The organism is Methanothermobacter sp. DP, from assembly GCF_026692625.1.
GTDB lineage: Archaea > Methanobacteriota > Methanobacteria > Methanobacteriales > Methanothermobacteraceae > Methanothermobacter > Methanothermobacter marburgensis.
Genome location: NZ_CP113501.1, coordinates 344,624 through 368,481, shown reverse-complemented (window position 1 = coordinate 368,481; position 23,858 = coordinate 344,624). Strand labels below are relative to the sequence as shown.

The window sequence follows — 23,858 nt, the reverse complement described above, 5'->3', positions numbered from 1 at the left end:
CAAAACCCGATGAAACTATCAGATTGAATTCTCCTGTATCACCCTCTGAAACTGGCCACTTCCAGTAGTCTCCTCCTCATTGAGAGTATCCTTTCCCTTGAGGTTGCCACCCTCTCCTCTCCACAGCCACATACACATTCATCCATCTGTGGGCATATTATGTAGAGTGCCTTCCCTCCCTTCGTATCGGATATGCCCATCCCCTCAAGGTTCCGCCGGACTCTGCGCCCTATCCTGTCCCCCTCAACGGAACCCCCAAGGTAGATCGGGGTTTTGACTGCAGATGAAATCCTTGTAACACCACGAACTACCATGCGCTCAAGTCTACGTCTATCAATTATGGTTTCACCATCTGAAGAAAGTGTGGGATCCCTGTAGGGTACCCCTGCATCACTGAGGGCTGCCATTCTCTCATCCCTCCAGTCCAGGGGCTCTTTAATCTTTGAGGGATCCATTGAGGCCAGTGTGCCTGCAGATTTCCTTCCAAATACCGGACCGGCACCAATATGGAACCCCACATCTATAAGGGCGGATCTCAGGGGAGCCGCGGAGGTGTAGGTTGCAAGGACTCCGTCTGGCTTTATAACCCGGGCTATCTGTGATAGAAACTCCACCGTGTAGAGTTCAGGTGAAACACCGGGACTGAATGCGTCAAGGAAGATGGCATCATAGTATTCAGCCTCAAGTTTCTGGAGCGTCTCCCTTGCATCCCCGCAGTGAACCCGCAGGGTGACCTCAGGGGGCGGTGGGGGAGATGCCCTCATGCCTATGATTCCCATATCCATAAGGCGGACCTCATAGGCAGCCCTGACAATTTCATGGGATTTTACCGGTGATGGGACGATGAGGGCCGCTGCCAGTGTCTCAGGGGAAACCTCCACCATGTCCACTGTAACCTCACCGGCAGATGTGAATTCAAGGAGAGCCGCTGTATTATACCCGAGGCCAGAACAGATGTCAAGAACCCTGATTTCCTCTGCATCAGGTGGTATAGAGGGCCTTACAAATTTTTCAAAGGACTCTGTTATGGCGCCGCTCCGGGTGTGCATGGCCTCCCGTCCGGAATCTGACTCCAGGGTGTATGAGCCATCAGAAGTTCTTATGAAACTATCTGAAAGTGAACGCCATGCTTCAGTTCGCCTGTTTATCCCATCCCGGCGCTCACTTTCAAAGTAATTTCTAACAGCCCTCAGAACATCATCCCTTGGTGTGAGTACCATGTTAAATGATCCAGTGCATTTCAACTTAAACTTTGCCCTTCTATATTCTGGGCCTGTAGGGCACAACCGAGAATCTTACCCTGAATTGGGTTCCATCCTCCATATCCATTTCAAGGTCCCCGTCCAGCTGATCCACAAGGCCACCTACAAGTTTCAGGCCCAGTGAATCAGAGTTCTCAAGTACAAAGTCAGGTGAAAGTCCCACACCATTATCTGAGATGGTGAGTATGAAGTCATCACCCTCTGATTCCAGTTCCACTGTGATCTCTCCCCCATCACTGAATGCATATTTCACGGAATTTGTGATGAGCTCATTTATTATGAGCCCGAGGGGCACGGCTGTCTCGATGGGGAGAGTCACGTCCTTGGCCGAGACATTCAGTTCTATTCCCGCTGCATGGTAGCTGTCCAGGATGGATGATGCGAGCCTCTCAATGTAGCGCCTCATGTCGATTCTGGTTATATCCTCAGATTCATAGAGGAGTTCATGTACGAGGGCCATGGATTGAACCCTGGTCTGAAGGTCCATGAGGGGTGCCGGATCCTGGATCTCAGATAACTGGAGGTTTATGAGGCTGGATATTATCTGGAAGTTGTTCTTGACCCTGTGGTGCACCTCCCTCAGAAGCGCCTCCTTCTCCCTTATGGAGGACCTCAGCCTCTCCTCATACTCCTTTCTGAGGGTTATATCCCCGCATATTATGACAATCTCACCTGTTGAGAGCCTGTATATGTACACTTCAAGCCATCTCTCACCATGTTTAACCTCGTGGAGGTGCAGTGGCTCATCCTTCTCAGTCACCATTTCAAGGGCTTCTCTGATGCTGGATTCTGCGATTCCTGGAAGTGCCCTCTCAAGTTCCATTCCCTTCACGTCCCCGCAGACGACACCCTCCATCTCCTCAGCGGCGGGATTCATGGATAAAACCCTGAAACCTCCTTTAAAAGGAGCTAAAGCGATTACCCCTGCATTCATGTTCCTGAAAAGCTCCCTGAACTTCTCCCGGCTCACCCTGAGGGCCTCCTCTGCGAGTTTATGCTCATGTATATCCCTCAGGCCGAATACATAGCCACTGATAACACCATCTCTGCGGATGGGCCTGTCAACGTATTCCACCCACCTGTAGCTTCCATCTGGCCTTTTTATCCTGAATGTTGCCCTGTGCATTTCCTCATCACTCATGATAAGGTCCCTGACATTCTCCCGGTCATCCGGATGCACGTAATCCAGGAACTCGATGGCTGACCTGTTGAGGAGGTGCCTATGGCCGTAACCGGTTATATTCTTCACTGATGGACTGAGGTATCTGAAGTTGAAGTCCCTGTCAAATTCCCCGAGGCCATCAGCCATGTGCTCCGTGAGCAGCACAAGGCGTTCCTCCCTCCTTTTAAGTTTTTGTTCCATCTCCTTTATCGGCCTTATATCTGAGCCTGTGAAGAGGAGGCCGACGTGTTCACCCCCACTTCCATGGATGTGCCCGGCGGATACAACAACAGGTACCAGCCCATCCCTTGATTTCAGGGCTGACTCCACCATGGAGCCCATCATTTCAGGTAGTTTACCCTCAAATTCAATGACCTCATCTATCCCTCTCCCCAGAAGTTCCGCTGCACTGAAACCCGTTAACCTCTCGGCTGCCGGGTTAACATAGGATATCCTGAATTCAAGGTCTGTTATGATAAGAAAACTGTTCATGCTCCTCACAATGTCCATCGCTGCATTTATTGGACTGAGTACTGGTATGTGAAACCTCAGCACCCCGTAGGCTATGATGGAGACTCCAGCTGCAGCAGCAGGGTTTGTGAGTGATGGGGTCTCAATGCCCATCAATGGGAGCACGAGGTCAGTCAAAAATCCTGTTACAATGGGAAGTATGAGGCCAGTGAAAAGGTAGAGTCCCTGGGTCCTCCCTTCACGTGAGGAGGACCTTAGGTGAATCACAACAAGTATAAGTGCAATTATCCCAACGGCGAGTCCCCAGATGGTTGAAAGGTCATACGCTGCAGATCTGGATGCTGCGAAGGTCCAGCCCCATGTTGTAAGCAGTGGGCCGGCTGTTATGAGGCCGGTTGTCAGTTCAAGGGCTGAAAATATAAATGCAGGTACGTAGAGTGCTGCGAGAGTGTACCATCTTCTCATTCTTCCCGTGAATATCATTACCATGTGAAGGATCACCGGAACCACGAATGGCCAGAGGAACCCCATCCTGACCCAGAAGGCTGCCATCCCATAGGATTCAGAGATGTAAAGGCCAAAATCTGTGAGTGAAAGGTATGCGACGAGTGCCGAAAAAGCAAGAAGTGTCCTGTTGAAACGGCTCTCAGGGTTCTTCACAAAGATGTATATTCCAGATAGGGTTGCAGTCACAAAAGCAGTGATTGAAATCAGGGCCAGTGGATTCATAGGACCACCCGGGTATTATTATTACTATTTATCCATCATAGATATATAGTTAAGGAAAGTGAATCAATCCTAGGAAATGAGAAGTGGGTTTTATGAGGATTCTAATAGTGTCAGATTTCTTTGTACCCCATTACAATGGAGGAGGGGAAAGGCGATACTTTGAAATTGCAAGGAGACTTGTAAGCAGGGGACACGAGGTTGACGTGGTTTCCATGAGGATTCACGGTGTCCCTGATCATGAGGAAATTGAGGGTATCCAGGTGTATCATGTTGGGCCCAAAATAAGGAAGCCTCCCCTCAGAAAACCCCTTGACTTTATGAGGTTCATGCTGGCTGTATTCCTATGGATATGGAGGAATGATTACGATATAATAGACGCCCAGACATACTCGCCGCTCCTACCATCCCTCCTCGCAGCAAGACTTCGTGGGATCCCAATGGTTGCAACCATCCATGATGTGAGCTCCTCCCATGGAGACCAGTGGTTACAGTCATCAGGACTAGCATCAGTCCTCGAGAGGATCCTCATGAGGCTGCCCTACGATGGTGTCGTCACTGTGAGCAGGAGCACTGCATCTGCGCTGATGGAACTATATGGCAGGTCCCCTGAGGGGATACATATCATTCCCAATGGCGTGGACCTTGAACTTATTGATTCCACGCCCCCCGCCAATGGGGACTACATAATATTCGTGGGCAGACTAGCCCCCCACAAACATGTCGACCACCTTATCGAAGTCTTCAGATCCCTTAGCAGTGAGTTTCCAGGTCTGAAACTCAAAATAATTGGGGATGGAGTTGAGAGAACCAGGCTGAAAGGGATGGTTGATGAATATGGGATCAGTACGAGGGTGTCATTTCATCACAACCTGAGCTACAGGGAAGTCATATCCATGATTAAAGGGGCTAGGGTGCTTGTACTTCCCTCAACAAGGGAGGGCTTCGGGATGGTTCTTGCAGAGGCGAACGCCTGCTCTGTGCCCGTTGTGGCATACAGGTCAGGGGGCGTTGTTGAGGTTATAAATGATGGCGAAAATGGATTCCTTGTGGAACCCTGTGATAGAGATTCCCTCAAGGAAAAAATAAATATCATCCTCTCAAACAGCGAATTAAGGAATAATATGGGATATAAAGGGCGGAAAATTGTCGAAGAGAAATTCGTATGGGATAAAATTGTCAGTACACTTGAAAACACATACAGAGTGATCCTATGCCAGAAACGTACATAATAACACCCAACCTCAATGGGCTCAGCTTTCTCGACGCATATTTCAGATCAATCATGAAACAAGGCAGGGCTTGCCCTTCTTTTTAATTGTGAGATATCCCTGCAACAGACCTATGATTTGATTTGAAGTTTAAATATCTGAGTATGTAAAATTAACATGAGCTGTTCTTGAGGCTTTTGATCTCAGTGAACATTTCGTCTGAATCCATTGGGGGAGGGCATTCTGTGATAGATTACCTCAGCAAAAAGTTATACTGGACAAGGAAAATTTTTGATGTGACTGATAGTCCCTTCAAAGTGTTACTATTTCGTTTGGGAATTTTTAAAGAATGTGAATGTGGTGTCAGAGGAATAGGAGCTGTGAAACTCACAGAAAATGATCTGAAAAACTCCTTTTTTGAGGCTATTCTGTACATCTGTTCTCAAGACCTTGGAAATGACGCTAAAAAAACAGCTAAATTGTTTTTTGATCAAAAAGACGAGGATATAATAGATTTAAAATCCCTGAGAGTGAATAATGTGGGCCTATCCCTAATTTTCGAGACCTTTGTTGAAGAACCATATGACATCCCCCCTACAGAAAATGAGAGGATAATCATAGACATCGGTGGGAGTGTTGGTGATACTGCACTGTACTTCGCCAGCAAAGGATACAGGGTTTATTCCTTCGAGCCCGTCCCGGAAGTTTACCAGACAGCCCTGCAGAATATAGGTCTGAATCCCCATCTAGCCGATCGAATTACCTTTGTGAATAAAGCCGTAAGCGCCAGTGAAGGATACCTTGAGTTATCCTATCCTGGCATAAACAGGAGCGGTAATTCCAGTGCTTATGGTGAAGCTGATGAGCGAATTACAGTGGAAAGCATAACATTAGAACGGATTCTGAATGATTATCCGGTGAGTAATCCCTATCTACTGAAAATGGACTGTGAGGGATGCGAATATGAAATAATAAATAATGCAGATCTATCCCCCTTTAATGAAATCATCCTTGAATACCATCCTTTAGAAGGAATGGGTCCTGCGTGTTTAATAGAGACATTAGAAAGTAAAGGCTTTAAACTAAAAAAACGTGTGGACAATGAAATTATAGGTGTTGGAATAATCCATGCTGTTAAGTCTTAAATCGCAACTTAATCTGGTGCATAAGTACATTAAAGCGGGATACACTGCAAAGGGCGGATATCAGTACCATAAATGCAGATACTGCCGAAATGACTTACAGTAAATCTGAAGAAAGGTTGTTGAAGCAAAATTAAACCCGGATAAATTGTCAGTACACTTGAAAACACATACAGAGTGATCCTATGCCAGAAACGTACATAATAACACCCAACCTCAATGGGCTCAGCTTTCTCGACGCATATTTCAGATCAATCATGAAACAGACGTACACTGACTTCAGAATAGTCTTCATTGACAATGGATCATCAGATGGGTCCATTGATTTTGTAAAAAAGAATTTTGGGGATCTAATCAATCAGAAGATCCTATTAATTGAAAATGATAAAAATCTCGGATTTGCAGCATCAAACAACCAGGGGATAAGGGTTGCGATGGCTGACCCCCAGTGCAGGTACATAGTCTGCCTCAACAATGACACCGTGGTTCTCCCGGATTTCCTAGAAAACCTCATCAAAGAAGTCGAAAGAAGTGAGAATACAGGTAGCGTTCAGGCAAAGATGATATGGGGTCAGAAGAAGGATCTCATTGATTCAGCGGGCCTTGAATACTCAAAGAACGGTCTTGGGTTCAACAGGGGCGCCTATGAACCCGTGGAAAATTTTGATGAACACAGCAGAATCCTTGGGTGCTGTGCCGGTGCATGTTTATACCGGAAGGAGGCCCTCGATGATATCGAGGTTGATGGCGAATATTTCGATGAGGATTTCTTTGCCTATTATGAGGACTTTGATCTTGCACTCAGACTCAGGAATGCAGGGTGGGACTCCTGGTACACCCCAGATGCCATAGTATACCACTACAAGGGTGGTACCAACCCATTCATAAGTGATTTCACAGTCTATCATAACTGGAGAAACTACACATGGACCTTCATCAAAAATATGCCCCCCAAACCTCTGTTGAAGTATTTTCCACTTTTCCTTTTCACAGAGATCCTGCAGGTTTTTCTGAATCTGAAGAGAAGAAAGTTCGTCATCCTCAGAGCAAAGTATGATGCATACAGAAAGCTAGGCCATATTATACGTAAAAGGAAAAAAGTGAAAATGGTTCAGGATAGCGACCTTGAAGAGTATCTTATAATGAGGTGGAATGTAAGGGTCCCCAAAAATTGAAGAATAACTGTTACTCAAAGGCTGTCTACTATTCTCCACCTCTAACCAGATAGTAAACAATTCCAGTGAATACCGGCATCACCACAAGTAAAATCGTGGCAGGGAGTGCGACTGCAGGTGAAAAGTAGGTGAGGGCCACACCAACAGGGATCACACCATCACGCATACCCGCCGTGTAAACATATGCTGCCCCATCATCCCCTCTCAGCCTCCCGAGAATGAAGCCGTAGGTGAAACCTGCAAGTAGCATCACAGACACCGTAATGACAATCTCCATGACCCCACCATTTCTCACTGAACCTGACATGTGGGCAACCGCGACAACGATTATAACAAGCCCGAGTATCGCCGAGAGGAAGTTAAGGGTCTTCCTTGCAGGTACGAGCCTCTCCTCCTCAAGTCTCAGAATGAGGGCAATCACTGCAGGCAGGAACACTGTGAATACAAGGAGTTCAAATACCCTGAAAGCCACCGAAAGTGATGCCACACCCATTAGGTAGAGGACAGCGGGGTAAACAGCAACAGATAGGAGCATGGATGTAAGGGCAGCGGAAAGGGCAGGGGTGCCGTCAGCACCGGATAGTTCGGTCCAGAGGGCCGCGACAACCGGGGATGGTGCAAATGAGAGGAGTATGACTCCAGCAACCATATCGCCGCTGAAGTTGAATATTTTAATAAAAATGGACCCCAGAAGAGGGTATAACAGAAAATTGGACACAGAGACCAGGCCAAGAAACTGGGGGTGCTGTATAATCCTCCCAAAGCCCTTCAGGCTGTGTTCAATGACAAGGGAGAAGACGAGAAATGCAAGAAGCAGGGGCGTGTAACCTGAAAAAACTGAAAACTGAGGGAACAATAGACCTGTGAGGACGCATAAGAGCGTCAGGACCCCATAGTACTTCTTTATGGTTCCCGTCATCTCCATCATTCAACGGTTACACACTTTGCAAGGTTCTTTGGCTTATCAGGGTCAAGTCCCCGCTCAACACTCACATAGTATGAGAGTAGCTGCAGGGGAACGATGTACACAAGGGGTGAGAGCACCTCATCGACCTCAGGGCTCAGACCTATGAAGTCATCGGCCTCCTTCCTTAGGGCCTCATCAAGGGTGCTCCCAACACCTATAACCCTCGCACCCCTCGCCCTGACCTCCTCAACGTTGCTCAGGGTCTTGTCATGGCATGGCCCTGGGGGTGATATGGCAACAACAGGCACCCCATCATCGATGAGTGCCAGGGGCCCATGTTTCAGTTCCCCTGCAGCATAACCTTCCCCATGGATGTATGTTATCTCCTTGAGTTTAAGTGCGCCCTCAAGGGCTGTTGGATATGAGAATCCGCGCCCTATGAAGAAGAAGTCGCTCACGTTGCTATAGCGGGATGCAAGCCCCCTTATATTATCCTCATCCCCAAGGGCCTCCTCCATGATAGCAGGGACCCTTTCAAGTTTCTCAATGAGCTCAGGGGCCCCCATGGCAGCCACAAGCATGTATATAATGGTAAGCTGGCTCACATAGGTCTTTGTGGCTGCAACACCTATCTCAGGACCCGCCCTCGTGTAGAGGACATGCTGGGCCTCCCTTGTTGCTGAGCTTCCAAGGACATTGACTATCGCCAGGGTCTTGGCCCTTGAATTTGCGGATCTCAGGGCATTGAGGGTGTCGGCTGTTTCACCTGACTGGCTTATGAATACTGCAAGGGTCCTGTCTGTAAGGGCACGTGCAGAGTACCTGAACTCACTTGCAAGGATGACATCAGTGGGTATGCCCAGGATGCTCTCAAAGAGGTACTTGCCCACCAGTGATGCGTGGTAGGAGGTTCCGCAGGCAACAAAACATACCCTTTCAACCTCACCTATCTCCTTCACCACCCGCATAACATCCTCCATCTCTGTGAGGGTGTCCCTGACGGCCCCTGGCTCCTCATGTATCTCCTTGATCATGAAGTGATCGTATCCTGCCTTTTCAGCCATATCAGCTGTCCAGTCAATTAAATGGACCTCCTTACTCACCGTGTTACCATCAAGGTCCCTTACCCTCACATCACCGTCAATTATGACCATCTCACCGTCATCCAGGTATATGATGTTCTTGGTGTGGTTCAGGATGGCCGGGACATCCGAGGCCAGGAAGAACTCGCCATCACCAACACCGACTATGAGGGGGCTCTCCTTCCTTGCGCCCACCACCCTGCCGGGTTCCCTGGAGGATATGGCTGCAATGGCATATGCGCCCTTAAGTTTTCTGAGTGCTGTGGCTGTTGCGGCTTCAAGGTCCATACCCTCATCCATGTACTTCTCTATGAGGTGTGGTATCACCTCTGTGTCTGTCTCGGACCTGAAGACATGGCCCTCTGATTCAAGCTCCTCCTTAACCTCCAGGTAGTTCTCTATTATACCGTTGTGAACGACCGCTATCTCCCCAGTGCAGTCTGTGTGGGGATGGGCGTTCTCAGCGGTTGGAAGGCCATGTGTGGCCCACCTGACATGGGCTATCCCCATGCTGCCTGGTAGATCAGCGAGATCCAGTTCTGAGTCCACCTCGTCGATTTTACCCCTGTCCTTCTTGATATTTATCATTGGGTCTGCCGTTGCAATACCTACAGAGTCATAGCCCCTGTACTCAAGTCTTCTGACGCATTCTAGGAGTACCGGCGCCGCCCTGTTATCTTTGAGTATACAAGCCACAATGCCACACATTCAATCACCCTTAGAAGCATGATAAGGTTCACAAGATTATATAAACTGAATCGTAATATAACTCTAATAAGATTTACACATATATAAGTCTTAGAGGAGAGATTTAATCTCAAGGCTTTAAAAGTGATAGTATGAACGTGAAAATAGACGGCCCACTCTACAGTGGTAAGGCAAAGGATGTTCTCATGACAGATGACCCTGAAATCGTTGCCGTGAGGTTCAGGGACGATATAACCGCAGGTGACGGTGAAAAGAAGGACACCCTTGAAATGAAGGGCTACTATAACTCTGTTATTTCAGCCAAAATATTTGAGGTCCTTGAGGAGGCCGGTGTACCAACCCAGTACCTGGAACTCCCGGAACCCGGCTGCATGCTCGCAAGGAAACTTGACATGATACCCATAGAGGTTATACTGAGGAACATTGCAGCGGGAAGTATTGTTAGAAGGTTCCCCTTCACTGAGGGGCAGGAATTCAGGCCCCCCATCATACAGATGGACTACAAGAGCGATGAGCACGGCGACCCAATGCTCAATGAGGACATAATCCTCGCCCTTGGTATAGCAACCAGTGATGAGATCTCAGAGATAAGGAGCATGACACTTAAGATAAACGACGTCCTTGTGGAGTTCTTCAGAGAAAAGGGCATAATTCTGCCTGACTTCAAACTGGAATTTGGAAGGGATTCCTCTGGAAGGATACGTCTGGGGGATGAGGTGAGCCCTGACACCTGCCGCCTCTGGGACATGGAGACCGGTAAACCCCTGGACAAGGACATATTCCGCCGGGGAGAGGAGGGCGTTGTGAGCGCCTACAGAAGGGTTGCTGAGATGATACTTGAGAGGGAAGACATTGAAAGATGGAACGTTAAGATCTGAGGTGATGGGATGAAATTTATGGTTGAGGTCAGAATAAGGCTCAAGAAGGGTATGCTCAACCCGGAGGCGTCCACCATTGAGAGGGCCCTGGCACTCCTTGGATATGAGGTTGAAAATACCGATACAAGTGACATAATAACATTCACCATGGATGAGGAGAGCCCCGAGGATGTCAGGCGGGAGGTGGAGGATATGTGCCAGCGCCTCCTCTGCAACCCTGTTATCCACGACTACGAATTCAGTATAACGGAAATGGAAGGCTGAAACATGAGGGTGGGAGTTATAAGGTTTCCTGGATCCAACTGTGACCGTGACGTTTACCATGTCCTGGAACTTGCCGGGGCAGAGCCCGAATATGTATGGTGGAATCAGCGGGACCTGGGACACCTGGACGCGGTTATAATCCCCGGGGGATTCTCATACGGGGACTACCTGCGTGCAGGTGCAATTGCAGCCATAACCCCCGTTATGGACGCTGTTAAGGAGCTTGTGAAGGAGGAAAAACCGGTTCTTGGAATATGTAATGGTGCACAGATCCTGGCGGAGGTCGGACTTGTCCCGGGGGTCTTCACCGTCAATGAGCACCCAAAATTCAACTGCCAGTGGACCAGCCTCCAGGTTAAGACCACGAGAACCCCCTTCACACGGCTATTCAGACGGGATGAGATTATAAGGATGCCTGTTGCCCATGCAGAGGGGAGATACTACCATGAAAACGTCAGCGAGGTCTGGGATAACGACCAGGTCGTGCTGCAGTTCCACGGTGAAAACCCCAACGGCTCCCTTGATGGGATAACAGGGGTCTGCGATGAATCAGGACTGGTATGTGCTGTGATGCCCCACCCTGAAAGGGCCTCAGAGATGATACTCGGATCAGAGGACGGCTTCAAATTTTTCAGGGGCATAATGAAGATCTGATTCAGAGCAAAAAGGTGATTATCATGGTGGTTTATCTTGTTGGGGCTGGTCCAGGGGACCCTGAACTCATCACACTGAAGGCCATAAGGGTTCTTGAGAGGGCTGACGTGGTAGTGTATGACAGACTGGCAGGTGAGGAGATACTCGGATACGCCCCTGAAGATGCAAAACTGATATACGTGGGTAAGAAGGCCGGTGAACACCACAAAACACAGGATGAGATAAACAGAATACTTGTTGAGGAAGGTAAGAAGCATGAAACAGTGGTGAGGCTCAAGGGCGGCGACCCATTCGTTTTCGGGAGGGGTGGCGAGGAACTCCTTGCGCTCAGGGAGGCCGGCGTTGAGGCAAAGGTCATTCCAGGCGTGACCTCCGCTGTGGGCGTCCCCACATCTGCAGGGCTTCCCGTGACCCACAGGGGCGTTGCAACATCCTTCACTGTTGTCACAGGACACGAGGACCCCACAAAACCTGAAAAACAGGTTCACTGGGATTACAGGGCCGACACCCTCATAATACTCATGGGTGTGGGTAACGTGCGGGAGAACATGCAGGAGATCATGAAGCACCGGCCCCCTGAAACCCCCGTCTGTGTGATTGAGAGGGGGACAAGAGAGGATGAGAGGGTTATCCTCGGCACCCTTGAGGACATAGCAGAAAAGGATCTGAGGCCGCCTGGAATCATAGTGGTGGGTGAGGTTGTTAATGTCTACCGGGAAATTAGAGGGTCTCAGGGGTAAGACCATCGCCCTCACAAGGCCCGCTGAGCGGGTATCTGCTGCTGTTAAACTGATCGAGGGTGCCGGTGGAAGGGCCCTTGTCGCCCCAACCCTCGAGCTGAGGATCCTGAAAACAGATTCCCTAAGGGAGGTGTGCCGGAGGGCCCCTGAATGGGACCTGGTTATATTCACCTCCCCGGCGGCTGTTGAATCCCTCTTCTGCACATGCAGGGACTTTCATGAAAAACTCAGGGATGACTGTATTGTCGCGGTCATAGGGCCCAAGACCGCCCGTGCAGCATCTGAGATGGGTCTCAGGGTGGACCTGGTGCCTGAAGATTACACCGCAGAGGGTCTCCTTGAGGCCCTCAGAAAATACGACCTCAGGGGGATGCAGGTGGCCCTTCCAAGGACTCTCTCTGCAAGGAGGGTCCTCCCTATGGGACTTGAGGAAATGGGTGCAGAGGTCCTCGTTGCAGAGGCCTATTACTCAGGGATACCAGAGGACACGGCACCTGCAGAGGAAATGATAGAGGGTATACTCAAGGGGGAGGTGGATGCTGTTACATTCACAAGTCCCCTCACAGTGGAAAACCTCTTTAAAATTGCAGGTGATAAGGAGGGGGATCTTATCCATGCCCTCAGGGGGATACAAGTGGCTGCAATAGGCCCCATAACCCTCAGGAAACTTGAGGAGTATGGTCTTGATGCAGTCATCCCAGAGAGGTACACGGTCAGGGACATGCTAGCCGAACTTTCAGAGAGGATGATGGAGGGTGAACAATGATAATATGGCCAGCCTATCTCGATTCACGGAAGTCAAGGAGCCAGGGGCGAAGGGTGCCCCTTGAATACGCGGTTGAATCCCCAAGTGCCAGTGAAATACTCAGGGCCGCAAAAAAACTCCAGCTTGAAGCCCGTATGGAATCTGATAAGTCATACCCTTCCTCCTGGTGGGAATCATCAGGGAGGGTTATTGTTGAATATGAGGGGAGCAAGAGGGAACTCCTCATAAAACTTGCAAGGCTTGTGAGGTCCTCAAAGAAGAACTGAGGGTATGGGATAATGAACATGGACGAACTTGAAGGTGCGCTCAGAAGGGCCCGTAAACTGATTGATGATGCTGAGACGGTTACAGTCTACAGTCACACAGACTGTGACGGTATAACAGCGGCAACCATCCTCAGCAAACTCCTTGAGGGCCTCGGGAAGGACCATGAAATCAGCATAATAAACATCAATGAGGTCCCTGAGGTTGAACATGGTACGGATCTCACAGTGTTCAGTGACCTTGGATCCGGACAGATGGTCCATGAAAACATGAAAAGGAGCTCCCGTGTTCTAATACTCGACCACCACCCCCCGGTGCGGAAGAGGAACTTTGAACCTCCACGGGGTGAGCTCCTTGAAATAAATCCCATCTTCTATGGAATGGATGGTTCAACCAGCATCTCAGGTGGGGGCCTGTCATATCTACTTGCAAGGCAGTTTGGATACACTGATCTCAGCTGGATGGGTCTCCTTGCCGCAGTGGGTGACATGCAGAACATCAGGACCGGTAAGATGGTTGGTGCCAACCGGATGATCCTGGAGGACAGCATAAGGGAGGGTGCGGTTGAGTGCTGCAGTGACCTTACAATCTACGGTAGACACACCAGGTCCATCGTAAGTGCCCTCTCATACTTCGGGGATGTCACCCTGCCAACAACAAACAATACCAACGAGTGCATAGCAAGGCTTAAGAACCTGGGCATACCCCTGAAAAATGGTGAAACCCAGAGGAGGCTCTGTGACCTTACAGATGACGAGAAAAGGAAACTTTTCAACGAGATATACCGTATGATGGTCAATGAGGTCCCAAGGAGGTACCATAAATACCTCCCAAGGCTCATACTCGGTGAGGTCTACGAGTTAAAATCAGAGGAGAGGTACACGGTATTCAGGGACCTATCAGAGTTCTCAACCGCAGTAAACGCCTGTAACCGGAACTCAAGATGGAAGCTTGCAATGGATATCATCGGGGGTGATCGCCATGAAAAACTGGAGGAACTCGAGTATGTCCTCAGGGAACACCGGGCCTACCTGGCAGTCACCCTCGACCGGATAATGCAGGAGGAACTCATAAGGGATATGGATAACCTCCAGTACTTCCATGCCCCAGATGTGAAAACTGCGGTGGTGGGTACGGTTGCAGGTATGCTCCTGGGCTACGGTGACTGGAGGAGGCCCATGATAGGGCTTGCTGAAACCGGTGATGGGCTCAAGGTTTCACTTAGGTGCTCCCGCCTCCTTGCATTTGACGGCATACACTTCGGTTCAATCATGCAGAGGGTGGCGGAGAAGGCGGGAGGTAGCGGCGGTGGTCATGCCACTGCCTGCGGAGCATATATACCGGCTGAAAATGAGGAAGAATTCCTCAGACTCCTTAACCGGGCCATAGAAAATGTGAAGGTGAATGGATGAAGGCTTTCAGGAAGAAGGGTGAACTTACACGTTTCCAGGTGCTGAGTGAGATAGCAAGGCGTCAGCCCTATGTGAGGCAACGGGATATAGCAGATGAACTGGGAATAACGGTCCAGGCGGTGTCTGAGAACATAAAGAGCCTCATAGCAGAGGGTCTTGTTGAGGCAGGGAGCGGAAGATCCCACTACAAGATAACCCGGAGGGGTGGTGAGAAGCTCAAGAGTGCTGCTGTGAGCCTCAGGCAATACGCCGATGAGGTCCTGGAGTACATGAGTTCCTACAAGTCCATCTGGCCAGCCATCGCCTGGGAGGACCTCAACGCAGGTGATGAGGTCGAACTGTTCATGCACGACGGCGTCCTCTACGCACGGAGGAGGATCAACGGGGAAGCCCACGCCACAGTCATGAAAAGTGCCTCAGAGGGCGAGGATGTGGCCCTCACAGAACTCAGCGGCACCATACCCCTCCAGAGGGGAAAGGTGACCATCGCGGTTCTCCCGGGGATATCCGAGGGCGGTTCAGGGGCAGCCGACCTTGAAAGGATAAGGGAACTCACGCATGGCCAGGACAGGATAGGTATAATGGGGACAGTTTCAAGGGCCGCGGCGACCAGGTTAAACTTAAATGTTGATTTTGAATTTGCAACCCCCTATGCTGCCCTTGCAGCCGCAAAGAGGGGCCTGAATGTCCTCGTACTTGCAGTTGGTAAGATGAGCAGAAGCATAACAAAGAAACTGGAAGAGGAGGGCATAGAGTACTCGGTTGAGGATGTCAGGGTTAAGGGGGAGTAGACCCCCAGCTGATATGGTTGAATGTTCCGCTCAGAGAGAGTAAACCTCCTCCGGTGGAACCATCCGGATCCCTGCATCCCTCAGGGCCCCTTCAAGGGCATCCAGGTCCTCTGTACTCATGAAGAGTATCGCCTTATCCTTCTTTTCATGGACAAATGCGTATATGTAGTCAAGGTTCAGGTCATAGTCCTTGAGGACCCCTAGGATTGATGCAAGGCCCCCCGGCCTGTCATCCATCTCAACTGCCACGACATCTTTCAGCTTAACAACAAAGCCGCTCTTCTCAAGCACATCTGCCGCGCGTTCAGGTTCAGGGACTATGAGCCTGAGTATCCCGAATTCTGATGTATCTGCAAGTGATAGTGCCCTCAGGTTTATACCTGCCTCTGCAAGTGTACTCAGTGCCTTCCAGAGCCTTCCCTTCTTGTTTTCAAGAAATATTGATATCTGCTTAACCCTCATGGTATCACCATAAATTTAAAGGTTCCTCTTATCTATCACCCTTACTGCCTTCCCCTCACTCCTTGGTATCGTACCTGGTTCAACCAGGGTCACCTTAACCCTGAGGCCTATCTCGTTTTCTATGAACTCCTCGATCCGGTCCCTGGTCTCCACCATCTGCCTGATGTCATCTGAGAAGAGTTCAGGGGAGGTCTCCACCCTCACCTCAAGTTCATCCATGAGGTGGGGCCTTGTCACTATTATCTGGTAGTGGGGCTCAATACCATCTATGCGGAGGAGCGCCTTCTCTATCTGGGAGGGGAACACTGAAACTCCCCTGACCTTGAGCATGTCATCGACCCTGCCTGTGATCCTTGAGATCCTTGCAAGGGTCCTGCCACAGGCACATGGCCCATAATCTATTGAGGTTATATCCTTTGTCCTGAACCTTATAACCGGCATCCCCACCCGTGTGAGGGTTGTGAGTACCAGCTCCCCCCTTTCACCTGGTCCGACCCTTTCACCGTTCTTATCTATGATCTCAGGGTAGAAGTGGTCCTCTGCAACGTGGAGGCCATTCTTCTCACCGCACTCCATTGCAACCCCTGGGCCCATGATTTCAGTGAGGCCGTATATGTTGAAGGCCGGTGCATTGAACCTCCTCTCTATCTCAGCCCTCATCTCCTCTGTCCACATCTCAGCCCCGAATCCTATTGCCTTTAACTGGGATTCGGCAGGGTCAAAGCCCTCCTCGGCTGCAACTTCAGAGAGGTAGAGGCCATAGGAGGGGGTGAATATCATGACCGTTGTCCCGAAGTCCTTCATTATCTCTATCTGCCTTCTTGTCTGTCCTGTTGAGATGGGAATAACGGTAGCCCCGATCTTCTGGGCACCGTAGTGGACCCCGAATCCCCCTGTGAAGAGGCCATAGCCATGGGTGTTCTGGATGACGTCATCCTCTGTGAGGCCCATCATTGTGAGGCCCCTGGCCATGACCTCACTCCATATCTCTATGTCCTTCCTGGTGTAGCCTGAGACAACGGGTTTTCCTGTGGTCCCTGAGGATGTGTGGACCTCCACTATCTCCTTCCTGGGGACAGCGAACATCCCGAAGGGGTAGACCTTGCGGAGGTCGTCCTTGGTGGTGTAGGGTAACCTTGTGATGTCGTCCAGTGACTCTATGTCCTCGGGGTACACGCCCTCCTTCTCGAACGCCTCATGGTAGTAGGGTACGTTTTCATATGCCCTCCTTACTGTGTCCTGAAGCCTTTTAAGCTGAATTTCCTCCAGTTCCTCCCTGCTTATGCATTCCATTTCCCTGTTCCAGATCATCTGAATCATTCCCGAATCAGTGTAACTCTTAGATGTTTATGGTGATTTAAAAATAAATGTTATGCATCACGGAATGCTACCCGGGAGTTAGAATAAAAGGTTCTTAAAAAATTAATGGAGTTAGAAGAGGTCATCGAAGCGTTTTTCAACCTCTTTCCAGTTTACGATGTTCCAGAATGCCTCAACGTAGTCGGGTCTCACGTTCCTGTAGTCAATATAGTAGGCGTGTTCCCATACATCCAGGACCATGAGGATCCTGAAGTGGGGTATCACGTTGACGTTGTGCTTTTCAACCTGCATTATGAATAGCCTGTCGGTCCTCTGGCAGTAGGTGAGGACAGCCCATCCTGAGCCCTCCGCGCTCACAGCAGCCTGAGAAAACTCCTTTTTAAAGCGTTGAAAGCTTCCAAAGTCCTTCTCTATGTACTCTGCAAGCCGTCCACCTGGTTCCCCACCGCATTCATCTGCGGGTCCCATGTTACCCCAGAAGAATAGGTGCAGGACGTAGCCACCAACGTGGAATGAGAGTTCCTTGAGGGCCGCCTTGATGTCAACTTCCTCGTCATTCTCCCTGGCATCATCGAGTTTTCTGAGGATGCCATTGGCCCCATCCACGTAGGCCTGATGGTGCTTCTCATGGTGTATCCTCAGCTGCTCCTCTGATATGTATGGTTCAAGGGCATCGTAGGGGTATGGAAGTTCAGGGAGTTCATAGAATTTTTTCTCCATCTAATCACCACCTATGCTGCGATGGCAGAGCCACCAGTCGTAGCATTCGTATTCCTCTTTCCTTTTCCTGGCGGTTTCAATATCAGATGCCGGTGGGACTATCACATGGTCACCGATGAGCTGGTTATCGGGCCAGTTTGCAGGTGCAGCCACACCCTCGGCATCTATGACCCTGAAGGCGCGTATCATCCTCACGATCTCGGGGATGTTCCTTCCAAGTTCCTGTGGATAGTAGAGTATCGCCCTGATTATCCCCTCAGGGTCAACCACAAATACCGCCCTCACAGTGTTTGTGGGCCTCGCAGGGTGTATGAGTCCAAGGGTATCCGCCACTCTCCCTGTATCCGCTATCACAGGGAACTCGATCTCGGTATCAAGGTTCTCCTCTATCCATTCGATCCACTTGATGTGTGAGAATACCTGGTCAACACTGAGGCCCACAAGTTCACAGTCAAGTTCCCTCAGTTCAGGGTAAACCTCCTGGAAAGCCACGAACTCTGTTGTGCAGACAGGTGTGAAGTCTGCAGGGTGGCTGAAGAGTATGAACCATTTTCCCTTGAATTCGGCCGGGAGTTTAATCAACCCGTGGGTTGTCTGGACCTCCATCTCAGGGAATTTATCCCCTATGAGGGGCATGCCGCGCCCCTTCTTCTTAACCTTTCTGACTTCGTATACCTTCTCCCCCATAAACTATTCCCCCTTTTCATTTGCTGGTGGGTTATAAACCCTCTTTCCAAGTTCCGCGTCGAGCATGAGGAGACCGCTTGGTGAATCCGATGCAAGGCGCACCTTCTGGAGCACTGAACCCGCGGATTCCTCCTCCTCAACCTGCTCTGCCACGAACCACTGGAGGAAATTGTTGGTTGCATGGTCCCTCTCTGAGATTGCAAGGTCAACAAGGTCATTTATGAGTCCCGTGACCTTCCTCTCATGTTCCAGGACATGCTTGGATACCTCCAGTGGGGACTCCCACTCAAATGGTGGTTTCTCTATCTCCTCAAGCACGACCCTTGCACCCCTCTGGACAAGGTAGTCGTAGAACTTCATTGCGTGTGCAAGTTCCTCCTGGGCCTGGACACGCATCCAGTTTGCAAATCCCGGGAGGTCAGAGGCCTCATAGTAGGCGGCCATTGAAAGATAGAGGTATGCTGAGTAGAGTTCAGCGTTGAGCTGCCTGTTTAGGGCCTCCTGCATCCTTTCACTTACCATTTAATTCACCCCCTATTTCCTTTATCTGAATGGCAAGTTCATCTATCCTCTGAAGGTCCTCCTCACGTGGAAGGCCCTTCACAAGGACTGGTTCAAGGTACTCCACGTTCAGATTGGATAGCAGACCCTTGACCTCGGATTCAATGAGTGTCCCCCACCCGTAGGATCCCATCAATGCAATGTGCTTCACCGGGGGTCTCAGTGCATTCACAAGGTAGAGTGCCGATGCAACTGCCGGGTGGGGCCTTGTGAGCACCGTGGGTGATGCGACAACCAGGACCGATGCATCCACGAGTTCCGTGAGGAATTCCCCGGTATCGGACTCTGCAACGTTGATGGGTCTTACACTCACATCGAGTTCCATGAGCTTCTCTGTGAGTCTCTCAACCATGATCTCTGTGCTTCTGTGCATGGTGGTGTATGCGATCACCGTTTTACTGCCCCCTGAGGTCCATCTCCTGTATGCATCGATTATGAGGTCTGGTATGGGTACCAGTGGGCCATGGGATGGTGCTATGAGTGATATGTCAAGGTCCGAGATCTTCCTTAGGTTGGATGTGACCATCTGGCTGAAGGGCATCATGATATGGGCGTAGTACCTCTTGGCCTCCCTCAGGAAACCCTCAGGCACCTCCATGATGTCCGATGTTGCAAGGTGTGATCCAAAGAAGTCACAGGTGAAGAGTATCCGCTCCTCCTCAAGGTAGGTTACCATGGTATCAGGCCAGTGCACCCAGGGTGTTACAATGAATCTCAGTGTCTTATCACCCAGGGAGAGTGTCTCGCCATCCTCAATCGCCCTGAAGTTTCCATCGATCCTTAAAAGTTCCCTTAGGAGTTCAATGCAGGCAGGTGTCCCCAGGACCTCTGCGTCAGGGTACATGTCAAGGAGCTCCGGGATTGTACCTGAGTGGTCCTGTTCTGCGTGCTGGGAGATTATGTAGTCGATGTCAGTTTCCATTTCCCCTATGATCCCCAGGAATTCACTGCTCTTTGAGGGTTCTGCAGAATCAATGAGTGCCGTGGCACTGCTTCCAGAGACGATGTATGAGTTGTAGCTTGTGCCCCTTGGGAGGGCTACAAGCTCATCAAAGGTCCTCCGGTCCCAGTCAAGGATACCGGTGTAGTAAACCCCATCTGCAATTCTTCTGGCTTTCATTTAATCCATCTTCTTGAACTGGTCCTTTCCAACGCCACATACAGGGCATACCCAGTCGTCGGGGAGGTCCTCAAACGCTGTTCCTGGTTCTATCCCTGATGTGGGGTCTCCCTCTTCAGGGTCGTAGATGTATCCGCACATCTGGCAGACGTATTTGTCCATTTATTCACCTCTCAGTCAAGTGGTTTGAACATCTTCTTCTTTGCACCGCATGACGGACACCTCCATGTCTCAGGGAGGTCCTCAAACGGTGTTCCTGGTGGTGTGTCTGTCCTTGGTTCGCCCTTCTCAGGGTCGTAGATGTATCCACAAACCCTGCATTTGTATCTTTTCAAGTTTAACACCTTTCTCTTCAATTTTAGGGACACTATATTATTATTACTCTTTAAAAATTTAAAATTATCTATGGAGTTTCCATGAAAACCTTTAATTGCCTTCTTAAGGGGAGACCCATCAAGAGGTCAGAGAAACTAAAAATAAATTGCTGAACAGTAACATGGTTTAAAAATTCAGCGAAAAAATCCTTCTAATATTCTGGCTAAATTTAAAGGTTTCTAAAAAACTTTAATAGTTCCCGAAACGATATTATACATTGTACCAAAGGTACGGGCAAGACTTAGAGTTGATTTAATGAAAAGATATCTTCCTTTAATTTTAGTGGGTCTTATTGCGATAGCCTTTTCTGGTACGGCCAGTGCAGTGGATATCTATGTTAATGCCACTGGGGGGGATGACAACAATGACGGACTCTCATGGGCAGCAGCAAAGGCCAGTATAAGGAATGCAACTGGATCGGCCGCAGACAATGATGTTATATGGCTTGCAGACGGCGAATACACCGGTCCAGATAACAGGAACGTGAACATCGACAAGAAACTGACAATTACTGGCCAGTCAAAGAGGGTACCGTCATAAAACTGGAGGGAACTCCAAGATTATTCACAATCACAAAGGACTCCAAATTATCAAATTTAACAATCAGGGATGCTTACTCAAACGATAAATCTGCAATAGTAATAGAAAACCCAACCCTAACAATCGAAAACTGCCTATTTTTTAACAACACAGCAAAAAATGGGGGGGCAATATTAGCAGAGTTCTGCACAGTAACGATAATTAACAGCACACTAACCAACAACACAGCAACCAATGTAGCGGGAGCAATATACGCAGGTTGTGCAAATGTAAATATAGTAAACAGCACATTCACCAACAACACAGCAAACTATGGAGGAGCAATAGAAATAGCTTATTCCTCCACACTAACAATAACAAACAGCACATTCAGCAACAACACAGCAAACTATGGAGGAGCAATAATCACATATTCATACTCCACACTAACAATAACAAACACCACACTCACCAACAACACAGCAACCAATGTAGCGGGAGCAATAGAAGTAGTTACTTATTCCACACTAACAATAACAAACACCACACTCACCAACAACACAGCAACCAATGTAGCGGGAGCAATATACGCAGATAATTTCTCAAACGTAAACATAACAAACACCACACTCACCAACAACACAGCAAACTATGGGGGAGCAATAGAAGCAGCTTATTCCTCCACACTAACAATAACAAACACCACACTCACCAACAACACAGCAAATAGACAAGGAGGAGCAATAATCACATATTCATCCTCCACACTAACAATAACAAACACCACACTCACCAACAACACAGCAACCAATGTAGCGGGAGCAATAGAAGTAGTTACTTATTCCACACTAACAATAACAAACACCACACTCACCAACAACACAGCAACCAATGTAGCGGGAGCAATATACGCAGATAATTTCTCAAACGTAAACATAACAAACACCACACTCACCAACAACACAGCAACCAATGTAGCGGGAGCAATATACGCAGATAATTTCTCAAACGTAAACATAACAAACACCACACTCACCAACAACACAGCAAATAGACAAGGAGGAGCAATAATCACATATTCATCCTCCACACTAACAATAACAAACACCACACTCACCAACAACACAGCAAATAGACAAGGAGGAGCAATAATCACATATTCATCCTCCACACTAACAATAACAAACACCACACTCACCAACAACACAGCAAATAGACAAGGAGGAGCAATAGAAGTAGTTACTAATTCCACACTAACAATAACAAACACCACACTCACCAACAACACAGCACCCCTTGCTGGAGCAATAATTGTGCGTGATTGCCCAGAACCCGCCAGAATCATGTTCTGCCGGATATTCAACAACCCGGACCAGACCGGGATAAACGTCTACGCAAATAATAGTGCTGTGGATGCCCGATTCAACTGGTGGGGCTCCAACACTCCAGACTTCTCAATCCTTGTCTCAGGAAGTGTAACATACAACCCATGGATCGTCCTGAGAATCAATGCCAACCCTGGCACAGTCCTAATAGGTGGAAACTCACAGATAACCGCGGACCTCCAGCACGACAGTAACGGAGCACTGCATGATCCATCTGAAGGATTAATCCCGTACACAGGTCCCGCAAACTTCTCCACAACCCTCGGTTCGATAGAAGACACAAACTTCACAGATGGCACCGCCACCTCAACACTAACCGGCCTAAACACGAGGGGTGTTGCCACGGTATGTGCCGAAGTTGACAACGAAACAGTAAACACCACAGTCACAGTCCTGAAACCAGCCACATTCGCACTAGGCAACTTAACAGTCACACCCACAACCGGAATAACACCACTAAACATCAGAATCAAAGCCATGATCACCAACACAGGAGACTTTGCAGGCGATTATACAGCAATCCTCAAGGTAAACCAGAGATCCATACAAAACCAGACAACCACCCTGAACCCCGGAGAAACAAAAATAATCGAATTCACACTAACAATCACCCAACCTGGCCATTACAATGTAACCATCGGAACACTCCCACCTAAACTGGTAACTGCAGGTATAACAATAAATCAGCTTTCAGGAACTGCAAATTCTGTCATAAAATACTATGCACGCTACAAAAGACTCCCATCCTCAGTGACAATCTCAGGAAAAAAATTCACAATGGCACAGCTCCTGGACCTCCTTGTACGTGCAACCATCCAGATCAACGCAGGCAACCTGAAACCACTCAGCACACGAACCGTAGGCTACACAGGCTCAACAGGAACCACCAGATCAATCAGACTCTCAAAATCACTTTACATATCCACAGCAATCACCATAAGAAACTCAATAAACAGATACGGAACGGCACCCAAATACGCAACAACCAGACATGGGAAAATACCCTTCACAAGACTCGTCTACCTCTACAGCAAAGTCCTGGGATTTTATGGAAGTTACAGGAAACTCCCCAGCTACGTGAGTATCTAAAAAAC

The 23,858-nt window shown here is 49.1% G+C and carries 25 protein-coding genes; 13 read left to right on the top strand and 12 right to left on the bottom strand.

Features of this window, described 5'->3' with window-relative positions; all coding sequences use genetic code 11:
* Positions 1-38: 38 nt before the first annotated feature.
* The gene (locus tag OXN82_RS02120; protein ID WP_321211768.1) at positions 39-1,220 is read right to left on the bottom strand and encodes a tRNA (5-methylaminomethyl-2-thiouridine)(34)-methyltransferase MnmD; all 1,182 of its coding nucleotides are present in this window, start codon (positions 1,218-1,220) and stop codon (positions 39-41) included.
* A 40-nt stretch (positions 1,221-1,260) separates the two neighbouring features.
* The gene (locus OXN82_RS02115; protein ID WP_321211767.1) at positions 1,261-3,624 is read right to left on the bottom strand and encodes a PAS domain S-box protein; all 2,364 of its coding nucleotides are present in this window, start codon (positions 3,622-3,624) and stop codon (positions 1,261-1,263) included.
* A 92-nt stretch (positions 3,625-3,716) separates the two neighbouring features.
* Between OXN82_RS02115 and OXN82_RS02110 the strand changes: the two genes are divergently transcribed.
* The 3 genes from OXN82_RS02110 to OXN82_RS02100 all read left to right on the top strand — a co-directional run bounded on the left by OXN82_RS02110 (position 3,717) and on the right by OXN82_RS02100 (position 7,149).
* A complete protein-coding gene (locus OXN82_RS02110; RefSeq protein ID WP_321211766.1) occupies positions 3,717-4,853 on the top strand; it encodes a glycosyltransferase family 4 protein in 1,137 nt (378 codons plus the stop codon).
* Positions 4,854-5,077: 224 nt separating this feature from the next.
* On the top strand, positions 5,078-5,977 hold the full coding sequence (locus tag OXN82_RS02105) for an FkbM family methyltransferase (protein ID WP_321211765.1): 900 nt from the start codon (positions 5,078-5,080) through the stop codon (positions 5,975-5,977).
* Between the two features lie 182 nt (positions 5,978-6,159).
* Positions 6,160-7,149, top strand: coding sequence for a glycosyltransferase family 2 protein (locus tag OXN82_RS02100; RefSeq protein WP_321211764.1), 990 nt, complete (start codon positions 6,160-6,162; stop codon positions 7,147-7,149).
* Positions 7,150-7,177: 28 nt separating this feature from the next.
* On the opposite strand, the gene OXN82_RS02095 is transcribed toward OXN82_RS02100, so the two are convergent.
* Positions 7,178-8,074 carry a hypothetical protein gene (locus OXN82_RS02095; RefSeq protein WP_321211763.1) on the bottom strand — a complete coding sequence of 299 codons (897 nt, stop codon included), beginning with the start codon at positions 8,072-8,074 and terminating at the stop codon, positions 7,178-7,180.
* Positions 8,074-9,846 carry a glutamine--fructose-6-phosphate transaminase (isomerizing) gene (glmS, locus tag OXN82_RS02090; protein ID WP_321211762.1) on the bottom strand — a complete coding sequence of 591 codons (1,773 nt, stop codon included), beginning with the start codon at positions 9,844-9,846 and terminating at the stop codon, positions 8,074-8,076. The genes OXN82_RS02095 and glmS overlap by 1 nt, the downstream gene beginning before the upstream one ends.
* Before the next feature lie 131 nt (positions 9,847-9,977).
* Between glmS and purC the strand changes: the two genes are divergently transcribed.
* Genes purC through OXN82_RS02050 form a run of 8 tightly spaced genes read left to right on the top strand, consistent with a single transcriptional unit; the run spans position 9,978 to position 15,615 of the window.
* Entirely contained in the window at positions 9,978-10,724 is a 747-nt protein-coding gene (gene purC / locus OXN82_RS02085) for a phosphoribosylaminoimidazolesuccinocarboxamide synthase (RefSeq protein ID WP_321211761.1), read from the top strand.
* Between the two features lie 9 nt (positions 10,725-10,733).
* Positions 10,734-10,988, top strand: a complete 255-nt coding sequence (purS, locus tag OXN82_RS02080; protein ID WP_237780164.1) for a phosphoribosylformylglycinamidine synthase subunit PurS — start codon at positions 10,734-10,736, stop codon at positions 10,986-10,988.
* A gap of 3 nt (positions 10,989-10,991) precedes the next feature.
* Entirely contained in the window at positions 10,992-11,642 is a 651-nt protein-coding gene (purQ, locus tag OXN82_RS02075; RefSeq protein WP_321211760.1) for a phosphoribosylformylglycinamidine synthase subunit PurQ, read from the top strand.
* Between the two features lie 23 nt (positions 11,643-11,665).
* Positions 11,666-12,382 carry a uroporphyrinogen-III C-methyltransferase gene (cobA, locus tag OXN82_RS02070; protein ID WP_321211759.1) on the top strand — a complete coding sequence of 239 codons (717 nt, stop codon included), beginning with the start codon at positions 11,666-11,668 and terminating at the stop codon, positions 12,380-12,382.
* Positions 12,348-13,148 carry a uroporphyrinogen-III synthase gene (locus tag OXN82_RS02065; protein ID WP_321211758.1) on the top strand — a complete coding sequence of 267 codons (801 nt, stop codon included), beginning with the start codon at positions 12,348-12,350 and terminating at the stop codon, positions 13,146-13,148. Before cobA ends, OXN82_RS02065 begins: the two co-directional genes overlap by 35 nt.
* Positions 13,145-13,414 carry a signal recognition particle subunit SRP19/SEC65 family protein gene (locus tag OXN82_RS02060; protein WP_048174995.1) on the top strand — a complete coding sequence of 90 codons (270 nt, stop codon included), beginning with the start codon at positions 13,145-13,147 and terminating at the stop codon, positions 13,412-13,414. The genes OXN82_RS02065 and OXN82_RS02060 overlap by 4 nt, the downstream gene beginning before the upstream one ends.
* 12 nt (positions 13,415-13,426) lie before the next feature.
* Entirely contained in the window at positions 13,427-14,824 is a 1,398-nt protein-coding gene (gene recJ / locus OXN82_RS02055) for a single-stranded-DNA-specific exonuclease RecJ (RefSeq protein WP_321211757.1), read from the top strand.
* Entirely contained in the window at positions 14,821-15,615 is a 795-nt protein-coding gene (locus OXN82_RS02050) for a MarR family transcriptional regulator (protein WP_321211756.1), read from the top strand. The genes recJ and OXN82_RS02050 overlap by 4 nt, the downstream gene beginning before the upstream one ends.
* A gap of 30 nt (positions 15,616-15,645) precedes the next feature.
* Here the strand turns inward: OXN82_RS02050 and OXN82_RS02045 are convergent, their stop codons facing one another.
* From OXN82_RS02045 to OXN82_RS02010, 8 genes are all read right to left on the bottom strand, one after another.
* On the bottom strand, positions 15,646-16,077 hold the full coding sequence (locus tag OXN82_RS02045) for an ACT domain-containing protein (protein ID WP_321211755.1): 432 nt from the start codon (positions 16,075-16,077) through the stop codon (positions 15,646-15,648).
* A gap of 15 nt (positions 16,078-16,092) precedes the next feature.
* The gene (locus tag OXN82_RS02040; protein WP_321212133.1) at positions 16,093-17,388 is read right to left on the bottom strand and encodes a phenylacetate--CoA ligase; all 1,296 of its coding nucleotides are present in this window, start codon (positions 17,386-17,388) and stop codon (positions 16,093-16,095) included.
* A gap of 120 nt (positions 17,389-17,508) precedes the next feature.
* Positions 17,509-18,117: a superoxide dismutase gene (locus OXN82_RS02035; protein ID WP_321211754.1), complete on the bottom strand. Its 609-nt coding sequence runs from the start codon at positions 18,115-18,117 to the stop codon at positions 17,509-17,511.
* On the bottom strand, positions 18,118-18,804 hold the full coding sequence (locus OXN82_RS02030) for a peroxiredoxin (RefSeq protein ID WP_321211753.1): 687 nt from the start codon (positions 18,802-18,804) through the stop codon (positions 18,118-18,120).
* A 3-nt stretch (positions 18,805-18,807) separates the two neighbouring features.
* Entirely contained in the window at positions 18,808-19,326 is a 519-nt protein-coding gene (locus OXN82_RS02025; RefSeq protein WP_048174980.1) for a ferritin, read from the bottom strand.
* Positions 19,316-20,485, bottom strand: coding sequence for an FprA family A-type flavoprotein (locus OXN82_RS02020; protein WP_321211752.1), 1,170 nt, complete (start codon positions 20,483-20,485; stop codon positions 19,316-19,318). The genes OXN82_RS02025 and OXN82_RS02020 overlap by 11 nt, the downstream gene beginning before the upstream one ends.
* Entirely contained in the window at positions 20,486-20,647 is a 162-nt protein-coding gene (gene rd, locus OXN82_RS02015) for a rubredoxin (RefSeq protein ID WP_013295426.1), read from the bottom strand.
* An 11-nt stretch (positions 20,648-20,658) separates the two neighbouring features.
* Positions 20,659-20,820 carry a rubredoxin gene (locus tag OXN82_RS02010; RefSeq protein ID WP_013295425.1) on the bottom strand — a complete coding sequence of 54 codons (162 nt, stop codon included), beginning with the start codon at positions 20,818-20,820 and terminating at the stop codon, positions 20,659-20,661.
* A 322-nt stretch (positions 20,821-21,142) separates the two neighbouring features.
* Between OXN82_RS02010 and OXN82_RS02005 the strand changes: the two genes are divergently transcribed.
* Together OXN82_RS02005 and OXN82_RS02000 are read left to right on the top strand one after the other, a co-directional pair.
* Positions 21,143-21,400, top strand: coding sequence for a hypothetical protein (locus OXN82_RS02005; RefSeq protein WP_321211751.1), 258 nt, complete (start codon positions 21,143-21,145; stop codon positions 21,398-21,400).
* A complete protein-coding gene (locus OXN82_RS02000) occupies positions 21,397-23,853 on the top strand; it encodes a right-handed parallel beta-helix repeat-containing protein (RefSeq protein ID WP_321212132.1) in 2,457 nt (818 codons plus the stop codon). Before OXN82_RS02005 ends, OXN82_RS02000 begins: the two co-directional genes overlap by 4 nt.
* The last annotated feature ends 5 nt before the right edge of the window (positions 23,854-23,858 follow it).

What these genes read in the sequence shown, in the direction of transcription:
- OXN82_RS02065 (WP_321211758.1), top strand. Translation starts at nt 12,348, where the DNA reads ATGTCTACCGGGAAATTAGAGGGTCTCAGGGGTAAGACCATCGCCCTC.
- recJ (WP_321211757.1), top strand. Translation starts at nt 13,427, where the DNA reads ATGAACATGGACGAACTTGAAGGTGCGCTCAGAAGGGCCCGTAAACTG.
- purQ (WP_321211760.1), top strand. Translation starts at nt 10,992, where the DNA reads ATGAGGGTGGGAGTTATAAGGTTTCCTGGATCCAACTGTGACCGTGAC.
- OXN82_RS02110 (WP_321211766.1), top strand. Translation starts at nt 3,717, where the DNA reads ATGAGGATTCTAATAGTGTCAGATTTCTTTGTACCCCATTACAATGGA.
- OXN82_RS02100 (WP_321211764.1), top strand. Translation starts at nt 6,160, where the DNA reads ATGCCAGAAACGTACATAATAACACCCAACCTCAATGGGCTCAGCTTT.
- cobA (WP_321211759.1), top strand. Translation starts at nt 11,666, where the DNA reads ATGGTGGTTTATCTTGTTGGGGCTGGTCCAGGGGACCCTGAACTCATC.
- glmS (WP_321211762.1), bottom strand. Translation starts at nt 9,846, where the DNA reads ATGTGTGGCATTGTGGCTTGTATACTCAAAGATAACAGGGCGGCGCCG.
- purS (WP_237780164.1), top strand. Translation starts at nt 10,734, where the DNA reads ATGAAATTTATGGTTGAGGTCAGAATAAGGCTCAAGAAGGGTATGCTC.
- OXN82_RS02095 (WP_321211763.1), bottom strand. Translation starts at nt 8,074, where the DNA reads ATGGAGATGACGGGAACCATAAAGAAGTACTATGGGGTCCTGACGCTC.
- OXN82_RS02030 (WP_321211753.1), bottom strand. Translation starts at nt 18,804, where the DNA reads ATGGGGGAGAAGGTATACGAAGTCAGAAAGGTTAAGAAGAAGGGGCGC.
- OXN82_RS02120 (WP_321211768.1), bottom strand. Translation starts at nt 1,220, where the DNA reads ATGGTACTCACACCAAGGGATGATGTTCTGAGGGCTGTTAGAAATTAC.
- OXN82_RS02040 (WP_321212133.1), bottom strand. Translation starts at nt 17,388, where the DNA reads ATGATCTGGAACAGGGAAATGGAATGCATAAGCAGGGAGGAACTGGAG.
- OXN82_RS02045 (WP_321211755.1), bottom strand. Translation starts at nt 16,077, where the DNA reads ATGAGGGTTAAGCAGATATCAATATTTCTTGAAAACAAGAAGGGAAGG.
- OXN82_RS02060 (WP_048174995.1), top strand. Translation starts at nt 13,145, where the DNA reads ATGATAATATGGCCAGCCTATCTCGATTCACGGAAGTCAAGGAGCCAG.
- purC (WP_321211761.1), top strand. Translation starts at nt 9,978, where the DNA reads ATGAACGTGAAAATAGACGGCCCACTCTACAGTGGTAAGGCAAAGGAT.
- OXN82_RS02050 (WP_321211756.1), top strand. Translation starts at nt 14,821, where the DNA reads ATGAAGGCTTTCAGGAAGAAGGGTGAACTTACACGTTTCCAGGTGCTG.
- rd (WP_013295426.1), bottom strand. Translation starts at nt 20,647, where the DNA reads ATGGACAAATACGTCTGCCAGATGTGCGGATACATCTACGACCCTGAA.
- OXN82_RS02020 (WP_321211752.1), bottom strand. Translation starts at nt 20,485, where the DNA reads ATGAAAGCCAGAAGAATTGCAGATGGGGTTTACTACACCGGTATCCTT.
- OXN82_RS02035 (WP_321211754.1), bottom strand. Translation starts at nt 18,117, where the DNA reads ATGGAGAAAAAATTCTATGAACTCCCTGAACTTCCATACCCCTACGAT.
- OXN82_RS02115 (WP_321211767.1), bottom strand. Translation starts at nt 3,624, where the DNA reads ATGAATCCACTGGCCCTGATTTCAATCACTGCTTTTGTGACTGCAACC.
- OXN82_RS02025 (WP_048174980.1), bottom strand. Translation starts at nt 19,326, where the DNA reads ATGGTAAGTGAAAGGATGCAGGAGGCCCTAAACAGGCAGCTCAACGCT.